Source organism: Burkholderia sp. WTPI3 (assembly GCF_021483755.1).
Lineage (GTDB): Bacteria > Pseudomonadota > Gammaproteobacteria > Burkholderiales > Burkholderiaceae > Burkholderia.
Genome location: NZ_JAGIXF010000068.1, coordinates 18,646 through 35,631, shown reverse-complemented (window position 1 = coordinate 35,631; position 16,986 = coordinate 18,646). Strand labels below are relative to the sequence as shown.

Here is a 16,986-nt window from a genome sequence, read left to right as displayed (position 1 = left end):
GTATGCCAGCAGTCAGATTCGAGGCGATTTCGTCAGACGAAGTTGATACCGGGGTGGTCGGTATGGCATCGAGGAAAGGGCTTACGAAACAAAGCCTTAATCCTCCGCCTTCCAGTCCCCCGACTTCCCGCCGCGCTTCTCCCGCACGCTCACGTCGGTGATCACCATCCCGCGATCGACCGCCTTGCACATGTCGTACACGGTCAACAAGCCGACCTGCACCGCGGTCAGCGCCTCCATCTCGACGCCGGTCCGGCCGAACGTCTCGACCTGCACGACGCAGTGCACGCCGGGCAGCGTGTCGTCGAGCTCGAAGTCGACGGCCACGCGCGTCAGCGCGAGCGGGTGACACAGCGGAATGAGGTCGGCGGTGCGCTTGGCACCCTGAATCGCGGCGATGCGCGCGACGCCGAGCACGTCGCCTTTCTTCGCCTTGCCGTCGCGGATCAGCGCGAACGTCGCGGGCAGCATCCTGATCGTGCCGCGCGCGATCGCGATGCGTTGGGTTTCCTGCTTGCCGCCGACGTCGACCATGTGCGCGTGGCCGGCGGCGTCGAAATGGGTAAGTCCTGACATGTCTTGCTCCGATCTCATGCGTCGTGGCCGGTCGATCCACCGCGTCCGGCGCCGTGCCGCGGTCGCATGCAACGTTTCAACGGGCGCCTATCATAGCAGCGGCATGCGTGACGCCGGGGACGCAGAACACCCGTCCGCGGCACGAAACAGTCGTGATCGCACCGTTACAATGACCGGAATCTTTAGACCAGACGCCGCGATGCGTGCCGGGCGCGCGGGACGGCGTCGCTTTCAACCTGCCATGCGTGTCAAACAGTTGCTTGCCGTGTTGCTGTCGGCGGCGCTCGTGCTGCCGCCGAGCAGCCATGCACAGCGCGCGTCCGCGCCGCCGCTCGAGCCGGCGCCCGGCGCTGCGCCGTCGATTTCCACGGTGCCGTCCGGCATCGCGACCGGCGTATTCGGCACGTACGGCGGCGCGGAAAGCCGTTTCTCGGGCGCCGGCGGCGCATCCGCGCCTGCCGCGAACCTGCGTGCACCGCTGCGCGCGCTGGAGCTGCCCGATCTCGGCGACGGCTCCGGCGGCTCGCTGACGCCGCAGGCCGAGCGCCGTCTCGGCGAGCGCGTGATGCGCGAGGTGCGGCGCGACCCGGACTATCTGGACGACTGGCTGGTGCGCGACTACCTGAACGCGATGGCGGCGCGGCTCGCGGCCGCGGCCGCGGCGCGCTTCATCGGCGGCTACATGCCGGACTTCGAACTGTTCCCGGTGCGCGATCCGCAGATCAACGCATTCTCGATGCCGGGCGGCTTCATCGGGATCAACAGCGGGCTGGTGGTGACGACGCAGACGGAGTCGGAGCTCGCATCGGTGGTCGGCCACGAGATGGGGCACGTGCTGCAGCGGCACATCGCCCGGATGATCGGCGCGAACGAGAAGACCGGCTACACCGCGCTCGCGACGATGCTGCTGGGGGTGCTGGCGGGCGTGCTCGCGAAAAGCGGCGATCTCGGCAGCGCGATCGCGGTGGGCGGGCAGGCGTATGCGGTCGACAACCAGCTGCGTTTCTCGCGTTCGGCCGAGCGCGAGGCCGATCGCGTCGGCTTCCAGCTGCTCGCAGGCGCGGGCTACGACCCGTACGGAATGCCGGGCTTCTTCGAGCGGCTCGATCGCGCGTCGATGGGCGACGCGGGGGTGCCGGCCTATGCCCGTACGCACCCGCTGACGGGTGAACGGATCGCCGACATGGAGGATCGCGTACGCCGCGCGCCGTACCGGCAACCGCGCCAGTCGGCCGAATACGGTTTCGTGCGGGCACGGCTGCGGATCCTGCAGAACCGCGCGCCGAACGACATCGCGGCCGAGGCGCACCGGATGCAGCTCGAGATCGACGAGCGCACCGCGCCGAACGTCGCGGCGAACGAGTACGGCATCGCGCTCGCGAACACGCTGCTCGGCCAGTACGACGCGGCCGACAAGGCACTCGCATCGGCACGCAGTGCGTTCGATGCGCGCGAGCGGCGCGAGGACGATCCGGAGGCGAGTTCGCCGAGCCTCGACGTGCTGGCCGCCGACATCGCCCGCCGCGCGGGCCGGACCGACGACGCGGTGCGGCTCGCGGCGCTCGCGCAGCGGCGCTGGCCGGCGTCGCACGCGGCGATCGTCGCGCACCTGCAGACGCTGCTGGCCGCGCGCCGCTTCGCCGAAGCGCAGGCGCTCGCGCGCACGCAGGCGAAAGCGGACCCGGAGCAGCCGGACTGGTGGAGCTACCTCGCGAAGGCGAGCGACGGCAAGGGCGACGTGCTCGCGCGGCGCCGCGCGCTTGCGGAGAAACTGGCGCTCGACGGCGCGTGGTTGTCCGCGATTCGCCAGCTGAAGGAAGCGCGCGACGCGAAGGACGTGTCGTTCTACGACCAGTCGATCATCGGCGCGCGGCTGCTGGAACTCGAGGCACGCTACAAGGAAGAGCGCGAGGACGAGAAGAACGGCCGCGGGTAGCGGCCGTCAGGCGGACAGGAGCAGGGTGGAGCGAGTCAGCTTTCGCTGCCGCCGCCATCGGTTTCGTCGTGCGCCCGCTGAGCGGGACTCGCGACGAAGCCGAACTTTGCAGGCACGTCGGCGCACGCGAGACTGCCGAGCCGCAGCGTGCAACCGTCGCGCCAGCGCAGCACGGGCGGCGCGGCGTCGAAGTCCGCATGATCGGCGAACAGGCCGAGGTCATGGTCGTGGAGTGCCGCGACGCGCGGCGGCGTGCCCGCATCGCGAAACAGCACGCCGCCCGCATCGTCGAGCCACGCGGCGTCCGGTTCGAACGGCGTACCCGTCTGGTCGGCGAGCGTGAGCTGCCCGTCGCGTTCGGCGAGGCGCACGACCCACGGCGTATAGGCGAGCTCGACGTACACGCGCTGCGGCCCGTTCTGGAAGAACCACTGGCCGTGTGCATCGCATTCGTAATTGCGGCCGATGAACGCGTTCAGCGCCGCGTGCCGGATCGGCGAGCCGAGTTCGCCGGCGGCCTGCGCGGCGTCGTCGCGCAGCCGCCATTCGCCGCGCCGGTCGAGCAGCAACCAGCCGGTGCAGTGCGGCACGTTCGGCCATTTGGCGAGTGACTGCCTGACGATGTCATCCATGGTCGACGAATTTCGAGCAATAGCCGAACACCCGCGCCGACAGCCAGTCGAGGCGGCCGGGGAACGGCCCGGTCATGAATCCCGCATGGCCGCCGTGCGCGGGCTGGTCGAGTTCGACGGCCGGCGAGACGTCGGCGGTGCTCGGCAGCGCGGATTCGGGCAGGAACGGATCGTTGCGGGCGTTGAGAATCAGCGTCGGGACGTCGATCGCGGGCAGCAGCGGGCGGGTCGTCGCCTGCGTCCAGTAATCGTCTGCATCCGCGAAGCCGTGCAGCGGCGCAGTCACGACTTCGTCGAAGTCGCGCATCGTCACGGCGCGCAGCATCGCGTCGCGGTCGAACAGCCCCGGATACTGATCGAGTTTCGTGAGCGCCTTGCGCTTGAGCGTCTTCAGGAAGCTGCGCGTATAGACCATCGCGAAGCCCTGCGACAGCGCGCGGCCGCCCGCATGCACGTCGATCGGCGTCGAGATCGCGGCGGCGGCGCGGACGATCGACGTGTCGCTGCGGTGCTCGCCGAGCCAGCGCAGCAGCACGTTGCCGCCGAGCGACACGCCGGCCGCGACGATCGGCCCGCGATGCTGCGCGGCGAGCCGGCGCAGGATCCAGTCGACTTCGGCGCTGTCTGCGAGATGGTAGAACCGCGGCTGCCGGTTGATCTCGCCGCTGCAACTGCGAAAGTGCGGGACGACCGCATGCCAGCCCTTCGCGCGGGCGGCGGCCATCATCGCGAGCGCGTAGTGCGAGCCGGAACTGCCTTCGAGGCCGTGGAACAGCACGAACAGCGGCGCATCGGGCGGCGGTGCCGCGCTGTCGAGATGCGCGACCCAGTCGAGATCGATGAAGTCGTGGTCGGGTGTTTCCCAGCGCTCGCGCCGGTATGCGACGGCCGGGCGCCGCGCGAACAGTGCGGGCACGATGGTTTGCGCATGGCTGTTCGGCAGCCAGCGTGGTGCGCGATAGCGCAGTGAATCGTCGTCGGGGGCCGGGGCCCCGGTCAGCGGCGAGGTGGGCGGAGAAGCCGTACTCATGATCGCCCCGCTAATGCGTTGCTTCGTTCTTCGTCAGTGCAGCGGACCCTGCCCGTGACGGATTTTCGCGGCGAATTGTCCGGCCGCTTGTTCGGGAATCGGGCTCGCGTGAATGTGCGCGATGCGCCACTCGCCGCGTTCGTGGATCATCACGTACGTGGCGAAAACCATGTCGGGGTCGGCCGTCAGGTCGGCCTGCTGATGCGCTTCGGCGATCGTGTAGACGACGGTGCCAAGGCTGTCGTAGACGCGGATGTCGAGCGGTTCGATCGTCACCGGGCGCGTCGCGAGCCGGTTGGCCAGCCCGCTGCGGATCTGGTCGAGGCCGTGCAGATGCTCGCCGTCGGCCCAGACGCAACTGGCGAAATCCTCGTCGATCCACAACCCCAGCAGCGCGTCGAGATTGGCATCGGCGACGGCCTGGTAGTAAGCGTTCAGCGTATCGGCAGCGGCTTCGAAGAGGCGGGCAAAACGTGGCATCGGGGTTATCTCTCGCGCGCGTCGCGCGCCGTATTCAGCACGGCGGCCCGCATGAGGCCGCCGTACACCGGTGAATCGGATTGCCCGGCGCGTCGTGCGACGCTGCCGGCCAGGGTCAGCGCTGCCCGACGAGCATGCCGCGCAAATCGCCGAATACCTGCTCGGGACCGAGTTCGCGCAGGCAGTTCAGATGACCGAGCGGGCACTCGCGTTCGAAGCAGGGACTGCATTCGAGATGCAGCCATTGTACCTTCGCCAGCTCCGACAGCGGAGGGGTGTGGCGCGGATCGGTCGATCCGTACAACGCGACGAGCGGCCGGCGCAGCGCGGCGGCGACGTGCATCAGCCCCGAATCGTTGGTGACGACCGCGTTCGCACGCGCGATCAGCGCGCAGGCCTCGGACAGCGACGTCTGCCCGCACAGGTTGCGCACGTTCGGCGCGTGGTCGGCGATCGCTTGCGCGGCGGCCGAATCCTTCGGCGAGCCGAGCGCGACGATCTGCGTGTACGGGAACGACTGGTGGACGATCGTCGCGAGCGTCGCGAAGTGCTCGGGCGGCCAGCGCTTGGCCGGGCCGTATTCCGCACCGGGGCAGAACACGACGAGCGGCTTGCGCGTATCGAGGTTGAAGCGCGCGGAGACGCGCGCCGTCTCGTTCAGGTCTGCGTCCAGGCGCGGCGGCGGCAGCGTCTTCATCGACTCGGGCAGCTTCGCGCCCGGCGCATACGCAAGCGCCGCATAGTGGGTCGTCATCGGCGGACGCTCGCCCGACTTGTCGGGGTTCGCGTGCCGCACGTTCAACAGTCCGTAGCGGTGCTCGCCCGTGTAGCCGATCCGCAGCGGAATGTTCGCGAGCCACGGGATCACTGCGGATTTCAGCGAATTCGGCAGCACGTACGCCGCGTCGTAGCCGACATCGCGCAGGTCGCTCGCGAGTTGCCAGCGACGCAGCAACTGCAGCTTGCCGTGCGCGAGGTCGGTCGCGTAGACATCGTGGATCTCGGGCATCCGCTCGAGTACGGGCGCGACCCAAGTGGGCGCGACGGCATCGATCGCGATGCGGGGATGGAGCTTCTTCAGCAGCGCAAAAAGCGGCTGCGCCATCAATGCGTCACCGATCCAGTTCGGTGCGATAACCAGCGCTCGACGCATCAGGTCGACTTCCGATGTCGTAATGAAGCACGGCGCGCGGGCGCCGTGTTCGGGTTGTCAGAACAGGAAAAGGGCGGCGTGCCGGATTTCCGGCGGCGCCGCCTCGCGAGCGGCGGGCCCGCAGGCCCGGCCGACCGGGCTCAGTGGCCCTTGACCACCTCGCCGTCGCGCAGCTTGTAGCGCGTGCCGCAATACGGGCAGCGCGCTTCGCCGTGCGAAACGTCGATGAACACGCGCGGGTGCGCATTCCAGCGCGTCATGGCCGGGTTCGGGCAGTAGGCGGGAAGATCCTTGGCCGTCAGTTCGACCAGCGGCATTTCCTTGATTTCACTCATGAGACGTTCTCTTTTATCACTCTTTTGCGGGGCGGTCGGTGCTGCAGCGCACTCAGACCTTCGTCAGCCAGTGCGCGTACTTCGCGTTCTTGCCCGACACGATATCGAAGAATGCCGACTGGAGCTTTTCAGTGACCGGCCCGCGGGCGCCGCTGCCGATCGTGCGGTTGTCGAGTTCGCGGATCGGCGTGACTTCGGCGGCCGTGCCCGTGAAGAACGCTTCGTCGGCCGTGTAGACCTCGTCGCGCGTGATGCGCTTCTCGATCACCTCGATGCCGGCGTCCTTCGCGAGCGTGATGATCGTGTCGCGCGTGATGCCGTCGAGGCACGACGACAGATCCGGCGTGTACAGCTTGCCGTGGTTCACGAGGAAGAAGTTTTCGCCCGAGCCTTCCGACACGTAGCCGTCAACATCGAGCAGCAGTGCTTCGTCGTAGCCGTCGGCGGTCGCTTCCTGGTTCGCGAGAATCGAGTTCACGTACCAGCCCGACGCCTTCGCGCGCACCATCGACACGTTCACGTGGTGGCGCGTGAACGACGACGTCTTCACGCGGATGCCCTTCGCGAGGCCGTCCTCGCCGAGGTACGCGCCCCACGGCCATGCGGCGATCGCGACGTGGATCGTGTTGCCCTTCGCCGACACGCCGAGCTTTTCCGAGCCGACCCAGATGATCGGGCGCAGGTAGCACGACTCGAGCTTGTTCTCGCGCACGACTTCGAGCTGCGCGGCTTCGAGCGTCTCGCGATCGAACGGCACGTCCATCTGGAAGATCTTCGCCGAATTCTGCAGACGTTTCGTATGCTCGGGCAGGCGGAAGATCGCGGTGGCGCCGTCGGCCGTCTTGTACGCACGCACGCCTTCGAAGACGCCCATGCCGTAGTGCAGCGTATGGGTCAGGACGTGGATCTTGGCGTCGCGCCAGTCGATCAGCTTGCCGTCCATCCAGATCTTGCCGTCGCGGTCGGCCATTGACATAGGATTCTCCTGGAAGCAGTGGGTGCTGCGGGTAGTGTGCAGCGTTGAGCCGGAAAGACGCTTATTTTAGCGTCATTTGGGGGCGAGCCGGTCGGTCGGCGCGGGGCCGGCGCTATAATCGTCCGGCACCGATTCCAATAACGACGGGCCGTGCCGGCAGGAGACGCCGGAGCCCGGACGAACCGCCCGCTGCGGCCCGCTTTCCCATGCTCGCTCGATTGTCCGCCACCGACCGCTTCGCGCTGATCCAGGGCGCGCGCGACTATTCCCCGACATTGATGGCGATCCTGTCCTGGGGGCTCGTCACCGGCATCGCGATGAGCAAATCGGTGATGACGCTCGGCCAGGCGAGCGCGATGTCGATCTTCGTCTACGCGGGCTCGTCGCAGCTCGCGGTGCTGCCGCTCCTCGTCGCGAAGCTGCCGATCTGGACGGTCCTGCTCACGGCCGCGATGGTCAACATGCGGTTCGTGATCTTCAGCGCCGGGCTTGCTCCCCATTTTTCCTACCTGCCGCTGTGGCGGCGCCTCGCGATCGGCTATTTCAACGGCGACGTGATCTACCTGCTGTTCCAGAAACAGGGCTTCGCATACGGCCACGTGCCGGGCAAGGAAGCGTACTTCTGGGGGATGGCGCTCGCGAGCTGGGTGTCGTGGCAGGTGTCGTCGCTCGCCGGCATCCTGCTCGCGAGCTTCTTTCCCGCGAGCTGGGGGCTGGAGCTGGCCGGCACGCTCGCGCTGATTCCGATCATGGTGTCGGCGGTCGCGAACCGCTCGACGCTTGCGGCCGTCGCGGTTGCGGGCATCGTGTCGCTGATCGCGTTCGACCTGCCGTACCGGCTCGCGCTGCCGCTCGCGGTGCTCGCCGCGCTCGCCGCCGGCTGCACGGCCGATTTCTTCGTCGAACGCGCCGACTGGCGGCGCATCCGCACCGAAACCGTGCACGAAAAGGAAATCGAATGAGCGCGACCGAAATCTGGATCGTCATCGTCGGGATGACGATCGTCACGGCGGTCACGCGCGCGCTGTTCCTGATCGGCGGCGAACGCACCGTACTGCCGGAGCGCGCGCAACGCGCGCTGCGCTATGCGCCGGCCGCCGCGCTCGTCGCGGTCGTGCTGCCGGACGTGCTCGAAACGCCCGCCGGGATCTCGTTCGCGCTCTCCAACCATCCGTTCTATGCGGCGCTCGCCGGTCTCGGATGGTTTTTGTGGCGGCGCAGCATGCTCGGCACGATCATCATCGGGATGCTCGTCTTCACCCTGCTGCGGCTGATCTTCTGACGGGTCGTCGTAACGGCCGGCCGTGCGCGGGCCGCCCGGGGGCTGTATTGCTGCGATGCAGCAATGCGTCGAATGTCGCGCGCAATCCCAAATAGGCGGAATTCGCCGCCGCGCGGGTCAGTCTGCCGGGTGGATCGGCTAGAATGCCCGTTCGAGATTTTTTACCCGTGCGCGTCATGCGAACCGCCAGCCACGGCCGCATCCGGCGCCCTTTCGCGGCAGCCCGCGCACGTTCAGCGTGAACCCCCTTTCCCCATCCACTACTTCAATCTGTTCAACATGAGCCAAGTCAAGCGTCTTACCGACCTGATCGCCGCCGGCCAGCTCGCCGGCAAGCGGGTGTTCATCCGCGCCGACCTGAACGTCCCGCAGGACGATCACGGCAACATCACCGAAGACACGCGCGTGCGCGCGTCCGTGCCGGCCATCCAGGCCGCGCTCGACGCCGGCGCGGCCGTGATGGTCACGTCGCACCTCGGTCGTCCGACCGAAGGCGAATTCAAGCCGGAAGACTCGCTCGCGCCGGTCGCGAAGCGCCTCGCCGAACTGCTCGGCCGCGATGTGCCGCTCGTCTCGAACTGGGTCGAGAACGGTGTGAACGTCGCGCCGGGCCAGGTCGTGCTGCTCGAGAACTGCCGCGTGAACAAGGGCGAGAAGAAGAATTCGGACGACCTCGCGCAGAAGATGGCGAAGCTCTGCGACGTGTACGTGAACGACGCGTTCGGCACCGCGCACCGCGCGGAAGCGACCACCCACGGGATCGCGAAGTACGCGCCGGTCGCGTGCGCGGGCCCGCTGCTGGCCGCCGAACTCGATGCGCTCGGCAAGGCGCTCGGCAACCCGGCGCGTCCGCTGGTCGCGATCGTCGCGGGTTCGAAGGTATCGACCAAGCTGACCATTCTCAAGTCGCTGGCCGGGAAGGTCGACCAGCTGATCGTCGGCGGCGGCATTGCCAACACGTTCATGCTCGCGGCCGGCCTGCCGATCGGCAAGTCGCTCGCGGAAGCCGATCTCGTCGCCGAGGCGAAGGCGATCATCGACGAAGCGCGCGAGCGCGGCGCGTCGGTGCCGATCCCGACCGACGTCGTGACGGCCAAGGAATTCTCGCCGACGGCCGTGGCCACGGTGAAGCAGGTTGCCGACATCGAAGCGGACGACATGATCCTCGACATCGGCCCGGATACGGCCAAGGCACTCGCCAGCCAGCTCGAGAAGGCCGGCACGATCGTGTGGAACGGTCCGGTCGGCGTATTCGAATTCGACCAGTTCGGCAACGGCACCAGGACGCTCGCCGAAGCGATCGCCAAATCGTCCGCGTTCTCGATCGCGGGCGGCGGCGACACGCTCGCAGCCATCGCGAAGTACGGCATCCACGACCAGGTCAGCTACATCTCGACGGGCGGCGGCGCCTTCCTCGAGTTCCTCGAGGGGAAGAAGCTGCCGGCAGTGGAAGTGCTCGAAACGCGGGCGGCCTGAGCGTGGCGGCGCGCGCAGGGTTGACCAAGGCCGTGCGCTCCGCGAAAGCGGAGCAGCCGGCCGGCGCGGGCAAGCGCAAACGCGCGCCCGCGCGGGCGAACTCAGCCCCGCGCGCACCGGCGGCCGCCGGCGACGCGGCCGTGCAGCACCACGAGATTCAGAACAAAGCGATGCCGGACGCAAGTACCGGCACGCCCCCCGGAACGGCCGCCGCTGGGCCTGCCGACTCCGGCTCTCGCAGCGTTTCACCCAGCGCATCCACCTTGATCCAGATGAGGAGTTTCATGCAGCGCGCCACCAAGATAGTCGCCACGATCGGCCCGGCTTCCAGTTCGCCGGAGATTCTGCTGCAGATGATGCAGGCGGGCCTCGACGTCGTGCGGCTCAATTTTTCGCACGGCACGGCCGACGATCACCGCCAGCGCGCCGAAATGGTGCGCGAGGCCGCCCGCAAGGTCGGCCGCGAGATCGCGATCATGGCCGACCTCCAGGGCCCGAAGATTCGCGTCGGCAAGTTCGAGAACGGCAAGACGACGCTCGTGCCGGGCCAGGCCTTCATCCTCGACGCGGGCTGCGAGCTCGGCAACGACGAGCGGGTCGGCCTCGACTACAAGGAGCTGCCGCGTGACCTGAAGCCGGGCGACCTGCTGCTGCTGAACGACGGCCTGATCGTGCTGACCGTCGAGCGCGTGCTCGGCGACGAGATCCACACGATCGTCAAGGTGGGCGGCGAACTGTCGAACAACAAGGGGATCAACCGCCAGGGCGGCGGCCTGTCGGCGCCCGCGCTGACCGCGAAGGACATGGAAGACATCCGCACGGCGATGTCGCTCGGTGCCGATCTGGTGGCGGTGTCGTTCCCGAAGAACGCGACCGACATGGAAATGGCGCGCCAGCTCGCGAATATCGCGGGCGCGCCGTACGGCATCAAGCCGAAGATGATCGCGAAGATCGAGCGCGCGGAAGCGATTCCGGCGCTGCAGAGCATTCTCGACGCGTCCGACGGCATCATGGTCGCGCGCGGCGACCTCGCGGTGGAAGTGGGCAACGCGGCGGTGCCGGCGCTGCAGAAGCGGATGATCAGGATGGCGCGCGAGTCGAACAAGCTCGTGATCACCGCGACGCAGATGATGGAATCGATGATCCACGCGCCCGTGCCGACCCGCGCGGAAGTATCGGATGTCGCGAACGCGGTGCTCGACGGCACCGACGCGGTAATGCTGTCGGCCGAGACGGCCGCCGGCAAGTACCCGGTCGTCACGATCGAAACGATGGCGGCCGTGTGCGTCGAGGCTGAAAAGTCCGAAGAAGTCGAGCTGGACAAGGATTTCCTCGACCGCACGTTCACGCGGATCGACCAGTCGATCGCGATGGGCGCGCTGTTCACCGCCTACCACCTGGGCGCGAAGGCGATCATCGCGCTGACCGAATCGGGCGCGACCGCGCTGTGGATGTCGCGTCACTACACGCACGTGCCGATCTTCGCGCTGACGCCGCGCGTCGGCAGCGAACGCACGATGGCGCTGTACCGCAACGTGACGCCGCTGCACGTCGACTTCAACAGCGACCGCGACTCGGCGCTGCAGGCCGCGCTCGAGATCGTCGTCAAGCAGGGCTACGTGCAGCACGGCGACATGGTCGTGCTGACCGTCGGCGAACCGATGGGGCAGGCGGGCGGCACCAACACGCTGAAGATCGTGCGCGTCGGCGAGCATTATTGAGCGTCGGGGTGCCACCGGCCGGTCGATCGGCCGGCTGCTCGCCCGAGCTGATCGGGCACCGTTTTTGATCGAAAGCCGCGCGGGGTACGACACCTCGCGCGGCTTTTTTTCTGTTTTTTGCCCGGATTGTGCCGTGCGAAGGTAACAAATTGCGAGTGCGCGCCGTCTGGCGGTCGGAATCGGAGGCGCTTCGCGATAAAATGCGGCTATTCGACGCTCAGCCGTGCCGCGCCACCCCGGTTTTGCAGGGAGCGAGCGCCGCGCCGGCGTCAGGGCGCACCGGTTTTCATTCCAAGGAGTTCCACAATGCCTCTCGTATCAATGCGTCAATTGCTGGACCACGCGGCAGAGCACGGTTACGGCCTGCCGGCCTTCAACGTGAACAACCTGGAACAAGTCCAGGCGATCATGGCGGCGGCGGACCAGGTCGGCGCGCCCGTGATCATGCAGGCATCGGCCGGCGCGCGTAAGTACGCGGGCGAGCCGTTCCTGCGCCACCTGATCGAAGCGGCGGTCGAGTCGTATCCGCACATCCCGGTCGTGATGCACCAGGATCACGGCCAGTCGCCGGCAGTCTGCATGGCCGCGATCCGCAGCGGTTTCACGAGCGTCATGATGGACGGCTCGCTCGAAGCCGACGGCAAGACGGTTGCGTCGTACGAGTACAACGTCGACGTGTCGCGCAAGGTCGTCGAAATGGCGCACTCGATCGGCGTGACGGTCGAAGCCGAACTCGGCGTGCTGGGCTCGCTCGAGACGATGAAGGGCGACAAGGAAGACGGTCACGGCGCGGAAGGCACGATGACCCGCGAGCAGCTGCTGACCGATCCGGAGCAGGCCGCCGACTTCGTGAAGCTCACGCAGTGCGATGCGCTCGCAATCGCGATCGGTACGTCGCACGGCGCGTACAAATTCTCGAAGAAGCCGACGGGCGACATCCTGTCGATCCAGCGCATCAAGGAAATCCACGCGCGTATTCCGAACACGCACCTGGTGATGCACGGTTCGTCGTCGGTGCCGCAGGAACTGCTGGCCGAGATCCGCGAATTCGGCGGCGACATGAAGGAAACCTACGGCGTGCCGGTCGAGGAAATCCAGGAAGGCATCAAGCACGGCGTGCGCAAGATCAACATCGACACCGACCTGCGTCTCGCGATCACCGGCGCGATCCGCCGCTACATGTTCGAGAACCCGGGCAAGTTCGATCCGCGCGACTACCTGAAGCCCGCACGCGAAGCGGCGAAGAAGGTCTGCGTCGACCGCTACCTCGCGTTCGGTTGTGAAGGCCAGGCCGGCAAGATCAAGCCGGTGTCGCTCGACAAGATCGCCGAGCAGTACAAGTCCGGCGCGCTCGCGCAGGTCGTGCGCTAAGACTGTAGTACGATTGCCCCGCCCGATGCTGCCCGATTCCGTCATCGGGCAGGGGCGGGCAGCCCGGTTGCCGGATCCGATCCGGCCCCGGGCAGCCGTTCCGTCCGGCCGAACGAGGGCCGGCCGGCAACCGCCCGGGCGTCGTCCCGGCCGGTTCGCCGACGTATTGCAAGACCGCCGTTCCCGCCTGCCGCGGGGAACGGCGTTTCCCTTTTTGTTTGGCTCCTTATCTGCGAAAAGACGATGTCTACCCTCTACGAATCCACGCTCCGCTCGCTGCCGCTCCTCGGTCGCGGCAAGGTCCGCGACAACTACGCGGTCGGCAACGACAAGCTCCTGATCGTCACGACCGACCGTCTGTCGGCATTCGACGTGATCATGGGCGAGCCGATTCCGAACAAGGGCCGCGTGCTGAACCAGATGGCGAACTTCTGGTTCGACAAGCTCGCGCACATCGTGCCGAACCACCTGACAGGCGACGCGCCGGAAGCGGTCGTCGCGGCCGACGAGGTCGAGCAGGTCAAGGGCCGCGCGGCGGTCGTCAAGCGCCTCGAGCCGATCATGATCGAGGCAGTCGTGCGCGGCTACCTGGCCGGCAGCGGCTGGAAGGAATACCAGGCGTCGGGCGCGGTGTGCGGCGTGCAACTGCCGGAAGGGCTGCAGAACGCGCAGAAGCTGCCGGAGCCGATCTTCACGCCGGCCGCGAAGGCTGAGCTCGGCGAGCATGACGAGAACATCACGTTCGAGGAAACCGAGCGCCGCATCGGCACCGAGCTGGCCGCGACGATCCGCGACATCTCGATCAAGCTGTACAAGGAAGCGGCCGACTACGCTGCGACGCGCGGCATCATCATCGCCGACACGAAGTTCGAATTCGGTCTCGACAACCACGGCAAGCTGTACCTGATGGACGAAGTGCTGACGGCCGATTCGTCGCGCTTCTGGCCGGCCGACCAGTACCAGGTCGGCACGAACCCGCCGTCGTTCGACAAGCAGTTCGTGCGCGACTGGCTCGAAGCGCAGCCGTGGGGCAAGACCGCACCGGCGCCGGCGCTGCCGGCCGACGTCGTCGAGAAGACGGCTGCGAAGTACCAGGAAGCGCTCGAGCGCATCACCGGCCAGCCGCTTGCCTGACAGAAGGAACGTGCGAAATGAGTGAAGTCCAGACCGCCCACACGCACAGCGCGCCGCTCGTCGGCGTGCTGATGGGCTCGAGTTCCGACTGGGACGTGATGAAGAACGCGGTCGCGATCCTGCAGGAATTCGGCGTGCCGTACGAAGCGAAGGTCGTGTCCGCGCACCGGATGCCCGACGAGATGTTCGATTACGCGGAGAAGGCGCGCGAGCGCGGGCTGCGCGCGATCATCGCGGGCGCCGGCGGCGCCGCGCACCTGCCCGGCATGCTGGCCGCGAAGACCACGGTGCCGGTGCTCGGCGTGCCGGTCGCGAGCAAGTACCTGAAGGGTGTCGATTCGCTGCACTCGATCGTCCAGATGCCGAAGGGCGTGCCGGTCGCGACGTTCGCGATCGGTGAGGCCGGCGCCGCGAATGCGGCGCTGTTCGCGGTGTCGATCCTGTCCGTCACGTCGGTCGACTACGCGAACCGGCTCGCCGCGTTCCGCGTGCGCCAGAACGAAGCCGCGCACGCGATGGTGCTGCCGCCGCTGGAATGACGGCACCGGAGGCCGCGCATCGCGGCCGCCTGACCCTCTCACTGCGGCGGGCAGCGCCCGCCGCGACCGATCACTGACATGACCGCAACTCCTGATTCCGTTTCCCCGATCCTGCCCGGCGCGTGGCTTGGCATGGTCGGCGGTGGCCAGCTCGGCCGCATGTTCTGCTTTGCCGCCCAGTCGATGGGCTATCGCGTCGCCGTGCTCGATCCCGATCCGGCGAGCCCGGCCGGCGCGGTCGCCGACCGTCACCTGCGCGCAGCCTACGACGACGAAGCCGCACTCGCCGAGCTGGCGGAACTGTGCGATGCCGTGTCGACGGAATTCGAGAACGTGCCGGCCGCGAGCCTCGATTTCCTCGCGCGCACGACGTTCGTCGCGCCGGCGGGCCGCTGCGTCGCGGTCGCGCAGGACCGGATCGCGGAGAAGCGTTTCATCGAGGCGTCGGGCGTGCCGGTCGCACCGCACGTCGTGATCGAATCGGCCGCGGCGCTCGCCGCGCTCGACGATGCCGCGCTCGACGCGGTGCTGCCGGGCATCCTGAAGACGGCACGGCTCGGCTACGACGGCAAGGGCCAGGTGCGCGTGAGCACCGCGCAGGAAGCGCGCGATGCCCATGCGGCGCTGGGCGGCGTGGCGTGCGTGCTGGAAAAGCGCCTGCCGCTGAAATACGAAGTGTCGGCGCTGATCGCGCGCGGCGCGGACGGCCGCTCGGCCGCGTTCCCGCTCGCGCAGAACGTGCACCACAACGGCATCCTCGCGCTGACGATCGTGCCGGCGCCGGCCGCCGATGCCGCGCGCGTCGAAGAAGCGCAGCAGGCGGCCGTGCGGATCGCCGATACGCTCGGCTACGTCGGCGTGCTGTGCGTCGAATTCTTCGTGCTGGAAGACGGCTCGTTCGTCGCGAACGAGATGGCGCCGCGCCCGCACAACTCCGGCCACTACACGGTCGATGCGTGCGCAACGAGCCAGTTCGAGCAGCAGGTGCGCGCGATGACGCGCATGCCGCTCGGCAACCCGCGCCAGCATTCGCCGGCCGCGATGCTCAACATCCTCGGCGACGTGTGGTTCCCGAACGGTGCGGCCGAAGCCGTCACGCCGCCGTGGGACACCGTCGCCGCGATGCCGGCCGCGCACCTGCATCTGTACGGCAAGGAAGAAGCGCGCGTCGGCCGCAAGATGGGCCACGTGAACTTCACGGCCGAGACGCGCGATGAAGCCGTCGCCGCGGCCACCGCGTGCGCGCAGCTGCTGCGCGTGCCGCTCGACTGAGGCGCAGGCCGATGTCCATCGATCTCCCGAATGGCGTGACGCCTGCACAGATCGACGCGGCCGCCGCGCTGCTCGACGCTGGGCAACTCGTCGCATTCCCGACCGAAACCGTCTACGGGCTCGGTGGCGATGCGGCGAACCCCGAGGCCGTCGCGCGCATCTACGCGGCGAAAGGGCGCCCCGCGAACCATCCGGTGATCGTGCATCTGCCGCCCGGCGGCGATCCGGGCTACTGGGCCGCCGACCTGCCCGCCGATGCGCAGGCGCTGATTGATGCATTCTGGCCGGGTCCGCTGACGCTGATCCTGAAGCGCCATGCGCGCATTCCGGACGCCGTGAGCGGCGGGCAGGATTCGGTCGGGCTGCGCTGCCCGTCGCATCCGGTCGCGCAGGCGCTGCTGGCCGCGTTCAGCGCGCGGCGCGGCGGCCACGGCGGTGTGGCCGCGCCGTCCGCGAACCGGTTCGGGCATGTGAGCCCGACCACTGCGCAGCACGTGCGCGACGAATTCGGCGACACGGTGCACGTGCTCGACGGCGGTGCATCGGAAGTCGGCATCGAGTCGACGATTCTCGATCTGTCGCGCGGCTTCCCGGCGCTGCTGCGCCCGGGCCACGTGACGCCGCAGCAGATTGCCGACGTGCTCGGCCGCGCGCCGCAACTGCCCGACGGCAGCGACGCGACCGCACCGCGCGCGTCCGGCACGCTGAAGGCGCATTACGCGCCGCGCACGCCGCTTGCGCTGCTGCCGTTCGATGCGCTCGAGGCGCTGCTCGCGGCCGCGCAGACCGACGGCGAACGCGTCGCGCTGGTCGCACGCGCATCGCGCGCGGGGCATTGGGCGCAGGCCGACGGCGTGCATTTCGTCGCGGCGCCGGAAGATCCGCAGGCCTATGCGCGCGATCTGTACGGCATGCTGCGTGCGCTCGACCGTGCGCAGGTCGCCCGCATTCTCGTCGAGAAGCTGCCCGAGACCGTCGAGTGGATCGCGGTCAACGATCGCCTCGGCCGTGCGGCCGCGGCATTCGAAGCGCGCGACTGACGCAGCCGGTCTCGACCGGCCACGAACAAAAAA

General features: G+C 68.1%; 18 protein-coding genes. 10 read left to right on the top strand and 8 right to left on the bottom strand.

The genetic code is table 11. The features are described from left to right. Positions 1-96: 96 nt before the first annotated feature. Complete coding sequence (moaC, locus tag J7024_RS28020; protein WP_124827538.1) at positions 97-576, bottom strand: cyclic pyranopterin monophosphate synthase MoaC; 480 nt, start codon at positions 574-576, stop codon at positions 97-99. A 241-nt stretch (positions 577-817) separates the two neighbouring features. Between moaC and J7024_RS28015 the strand changes: the two genes are divergently transcribed. Beyond that, positions 818-2,512: a M48 family metalloprotease gene (locus J7024_RS28015; protein ID WP_234745640.1), complete on the top strand. Its 1,695-nt coding sequence runs from the start codon at positions 818-820 to the stop codon at positions 2,510-2,512. Between the two features lie 35 nt (positions 2,513-2,547). Here J7024_RS28015 and J7024_RS28010 read toward each other — a convergent pair whose 3' ends face one another. The 6 genes from J7024_RS28010 to J7024_RS27985 all read right to left on the bottom strand — a co-directional run bounded on the left by J7024_RS28010 (position 2,548) and on the right by J7024_RS27985 (position 7,118). Next, entirely contained in the window at positions 2,548-3,144 is a 597-nt protein-coding gene (locus J7024_RS28010; RefSeq protein WP_124827536.1) for a DUF2946 family protein, read from the bottom strand. Further along, positions 3,137-4,174, bottom strand: a complete 1,038-nt coding sequence (locus J7024_RS28005; RefSeq protein ID WP_124827535.1) for a hydrolase — start codon at positions 4,172-4,174, stop codon at positions 3,137-3,139. The genes J7024_RS28010 and J7024_RS28005 overlap by 8 nt, the downstream gene beginning before the upstream one ends. Positions 4,175-4,207: 33 nt before the next feature. Continuing rightward, entirely contained in the window at positions 4,208-4,654 is a 447-nt protein-coding gene (locus J7024_RS28000) for a nuclear transport factor 2 family protein (RefSeq protein ID WP_096507184.1), read from the bottom strand. 115 nt (positions 4,655-4,769) lie between these two features. Beyond that, on the bottom strand, positions 4,770-5,807 hold the full coding sequence (gene waaF, locus J7024_RS27995) for a lipopolysaccharide heptosyltransferase II (protein WP_098550753.1): 1,038 nt from the start codon (positions 5,805-5,807) through the stop codon (positions 4,770-4,772). Positions 5,808-5,947: 140 nt separating this feature from the next. Then, entirely contained in the window at positions 5,948-6,142 is a 195-nt protein-coding gene (locus J7024_RS27990; protein WP_006482499.1) for a zinc-finger domain-containing protein, read from the bottom strand. Between the two features lie 52 nt (positions 6,143-6,194). Then, positions 6,195-7,118, bottom strand: coding sequence for a branched-chain amino acid transaminase (locus tag J7024_RS27985; RefSeq protein ID WP_124827534.1), 924 nt, complete (start codon positions 7,116-7,118; stop codon positions 6,195-6,197). Between the two features lie 206 nt (positions 7,119-7,324). Between J7024_RS27985 and J7024_RS27980 the strand changes: the two genes are divergently transcribed. The 3 genes from J7024_RS27980 (at position 7,325) to J7024_RS27970 (ending at position 9,876) form a co-directional block, all read left to right on the top strand. Next, positions 7,325-8,080: an AzlC family ABC transporter permease gene (locus J7024_RS27980; protein WP_124827533.1), complete on the top strand. Its 756-nt coding sequence runs from the start codon at positions 7,325-7,327 to the stop codon at positions 8,078-8,080. Further along, positions 8,077-8,400: an AzlD domain-containing protein gene (locus J7024_RS27975; protein ID WP_124827532.1), complete on the top strand. Its 324-nt coding sequence runs from the start codon at positions 8,077-8,079 to the stop codon at positions 8,398-8,400. The genes J7024_RS27980 and J7024_RS27975 overlap by 4 nt, the downstream gene beginning before the upstream one ends. Before the next feature lie 279 nt (positions 8,401-8,679). Then, positions 8,680-9,876 (top strand): phosphoglycerate kinase, encoded by a 1,197-nt coding sequence (locus J7024_RS27970; RefSeq protein WP_124827531.1) that lies wholly within the window; start codon positions 8,680-8,682, stop codon positions 9,874-9,876. A gap of 157 nt (positions 9,877-10,033) precedes the next feature. On the opposite strand, the gene J7024_RS37195 is transcribed toward J7024_RS27970, so the two are convergent. Next, on the bottom strand, positions 10,034-10,162 hold the full coding sequence (locus J7024_RS37195; RefSeq protein WP_257785637.1) for a hypothetical protein: 129 nt from the start codon (positions 10,160-10,162) through the stop codon (positions 10,034-10,036). Between J7024_RS37195 and pyk the strand changes: the two genes are divergently transcribed. From pyk to J7024_RS27940, 6 genes are all read left to right on the top strand, one after another. Further along, positions 10,161-11,597, top strand: a complete 1,437-nt coding sequence (pyk, locus tag J7024_RS27965; protein WP_124827530.1) for a pyruvate kinase — start codon at positions 10,161-10,163, stop codon at positions 11,595-11,597. The two genes, J7024_RS37195 and pyk, sit on opposite strands and share 2 nt — an antisense overlap. Positions 11,598-11,903: 306 nt before the next feature. Further along, a complete protein-coding gene (fba, locus tag J7024_RS27960; protein WP_124827529.1) occupies positions 11,904-12,968 on the top strand; it encodes a class II fructose-bisphosphate aldolase in 1,065 nt (354 codons plus the stop codon). A gap of 243 nt (positions 12,969-13,211) precedes the next feature. After that, positions 13,212-14,102: a phosphoribosylaminoimidazolesuccinocarboxamide synthase gene (locus J7024_RS27955; RefSeq protein WP_124499735.1), complete on the top strand. Its 891-nt coding sequence runs from the start codon at positions 13,212-13,214 to the stop codon at positions 14,100-14,102. A gap of 17 nt (positions 14,103-14,119) precedes the next feature. After that, positions 14,120-14,641 carry a 5-(carboxyamino)imidazole ribonucleotide mutase gene (gene purE / locus J7024_RS27950; protein ID WP_098550759.1) on the top strand — a complete coding sequence of 174 codons (522 nt, stop codon included), beginning with the start codon at positions 14,120-14,122 and terminating at the stop codon, positions 14,639-14,641. 78 nt (positions 14,642-14,719) lie between these two features. Beyond that, complete coding sequence (locus tag J7024_RS27945; RefSeq protein ID WP_124827528.1) at positions 14,720-15,913, top strand: 5-(carboxyamino)imidazole ribonucleotide synthase; 1,194 nt, start codon at positions 14,720-14,722, stop codon at positions 15,911-15,913. Positions 15,914-15,924: 11 nt separating this feature from the next. Continuing rightward, positions 15,925-16,953, top strand: a complete 1,029-nt coding sequence (locus tag J7024_RS27940; protein WP_124827527.1) for an L-threonylcarbamoyladenylate synthase — start codon at positions 15,925-15,927, stop codon at positions 16,951-16,953. Positions 16,954-16,986: the final 33 nt, after the last annotated feature.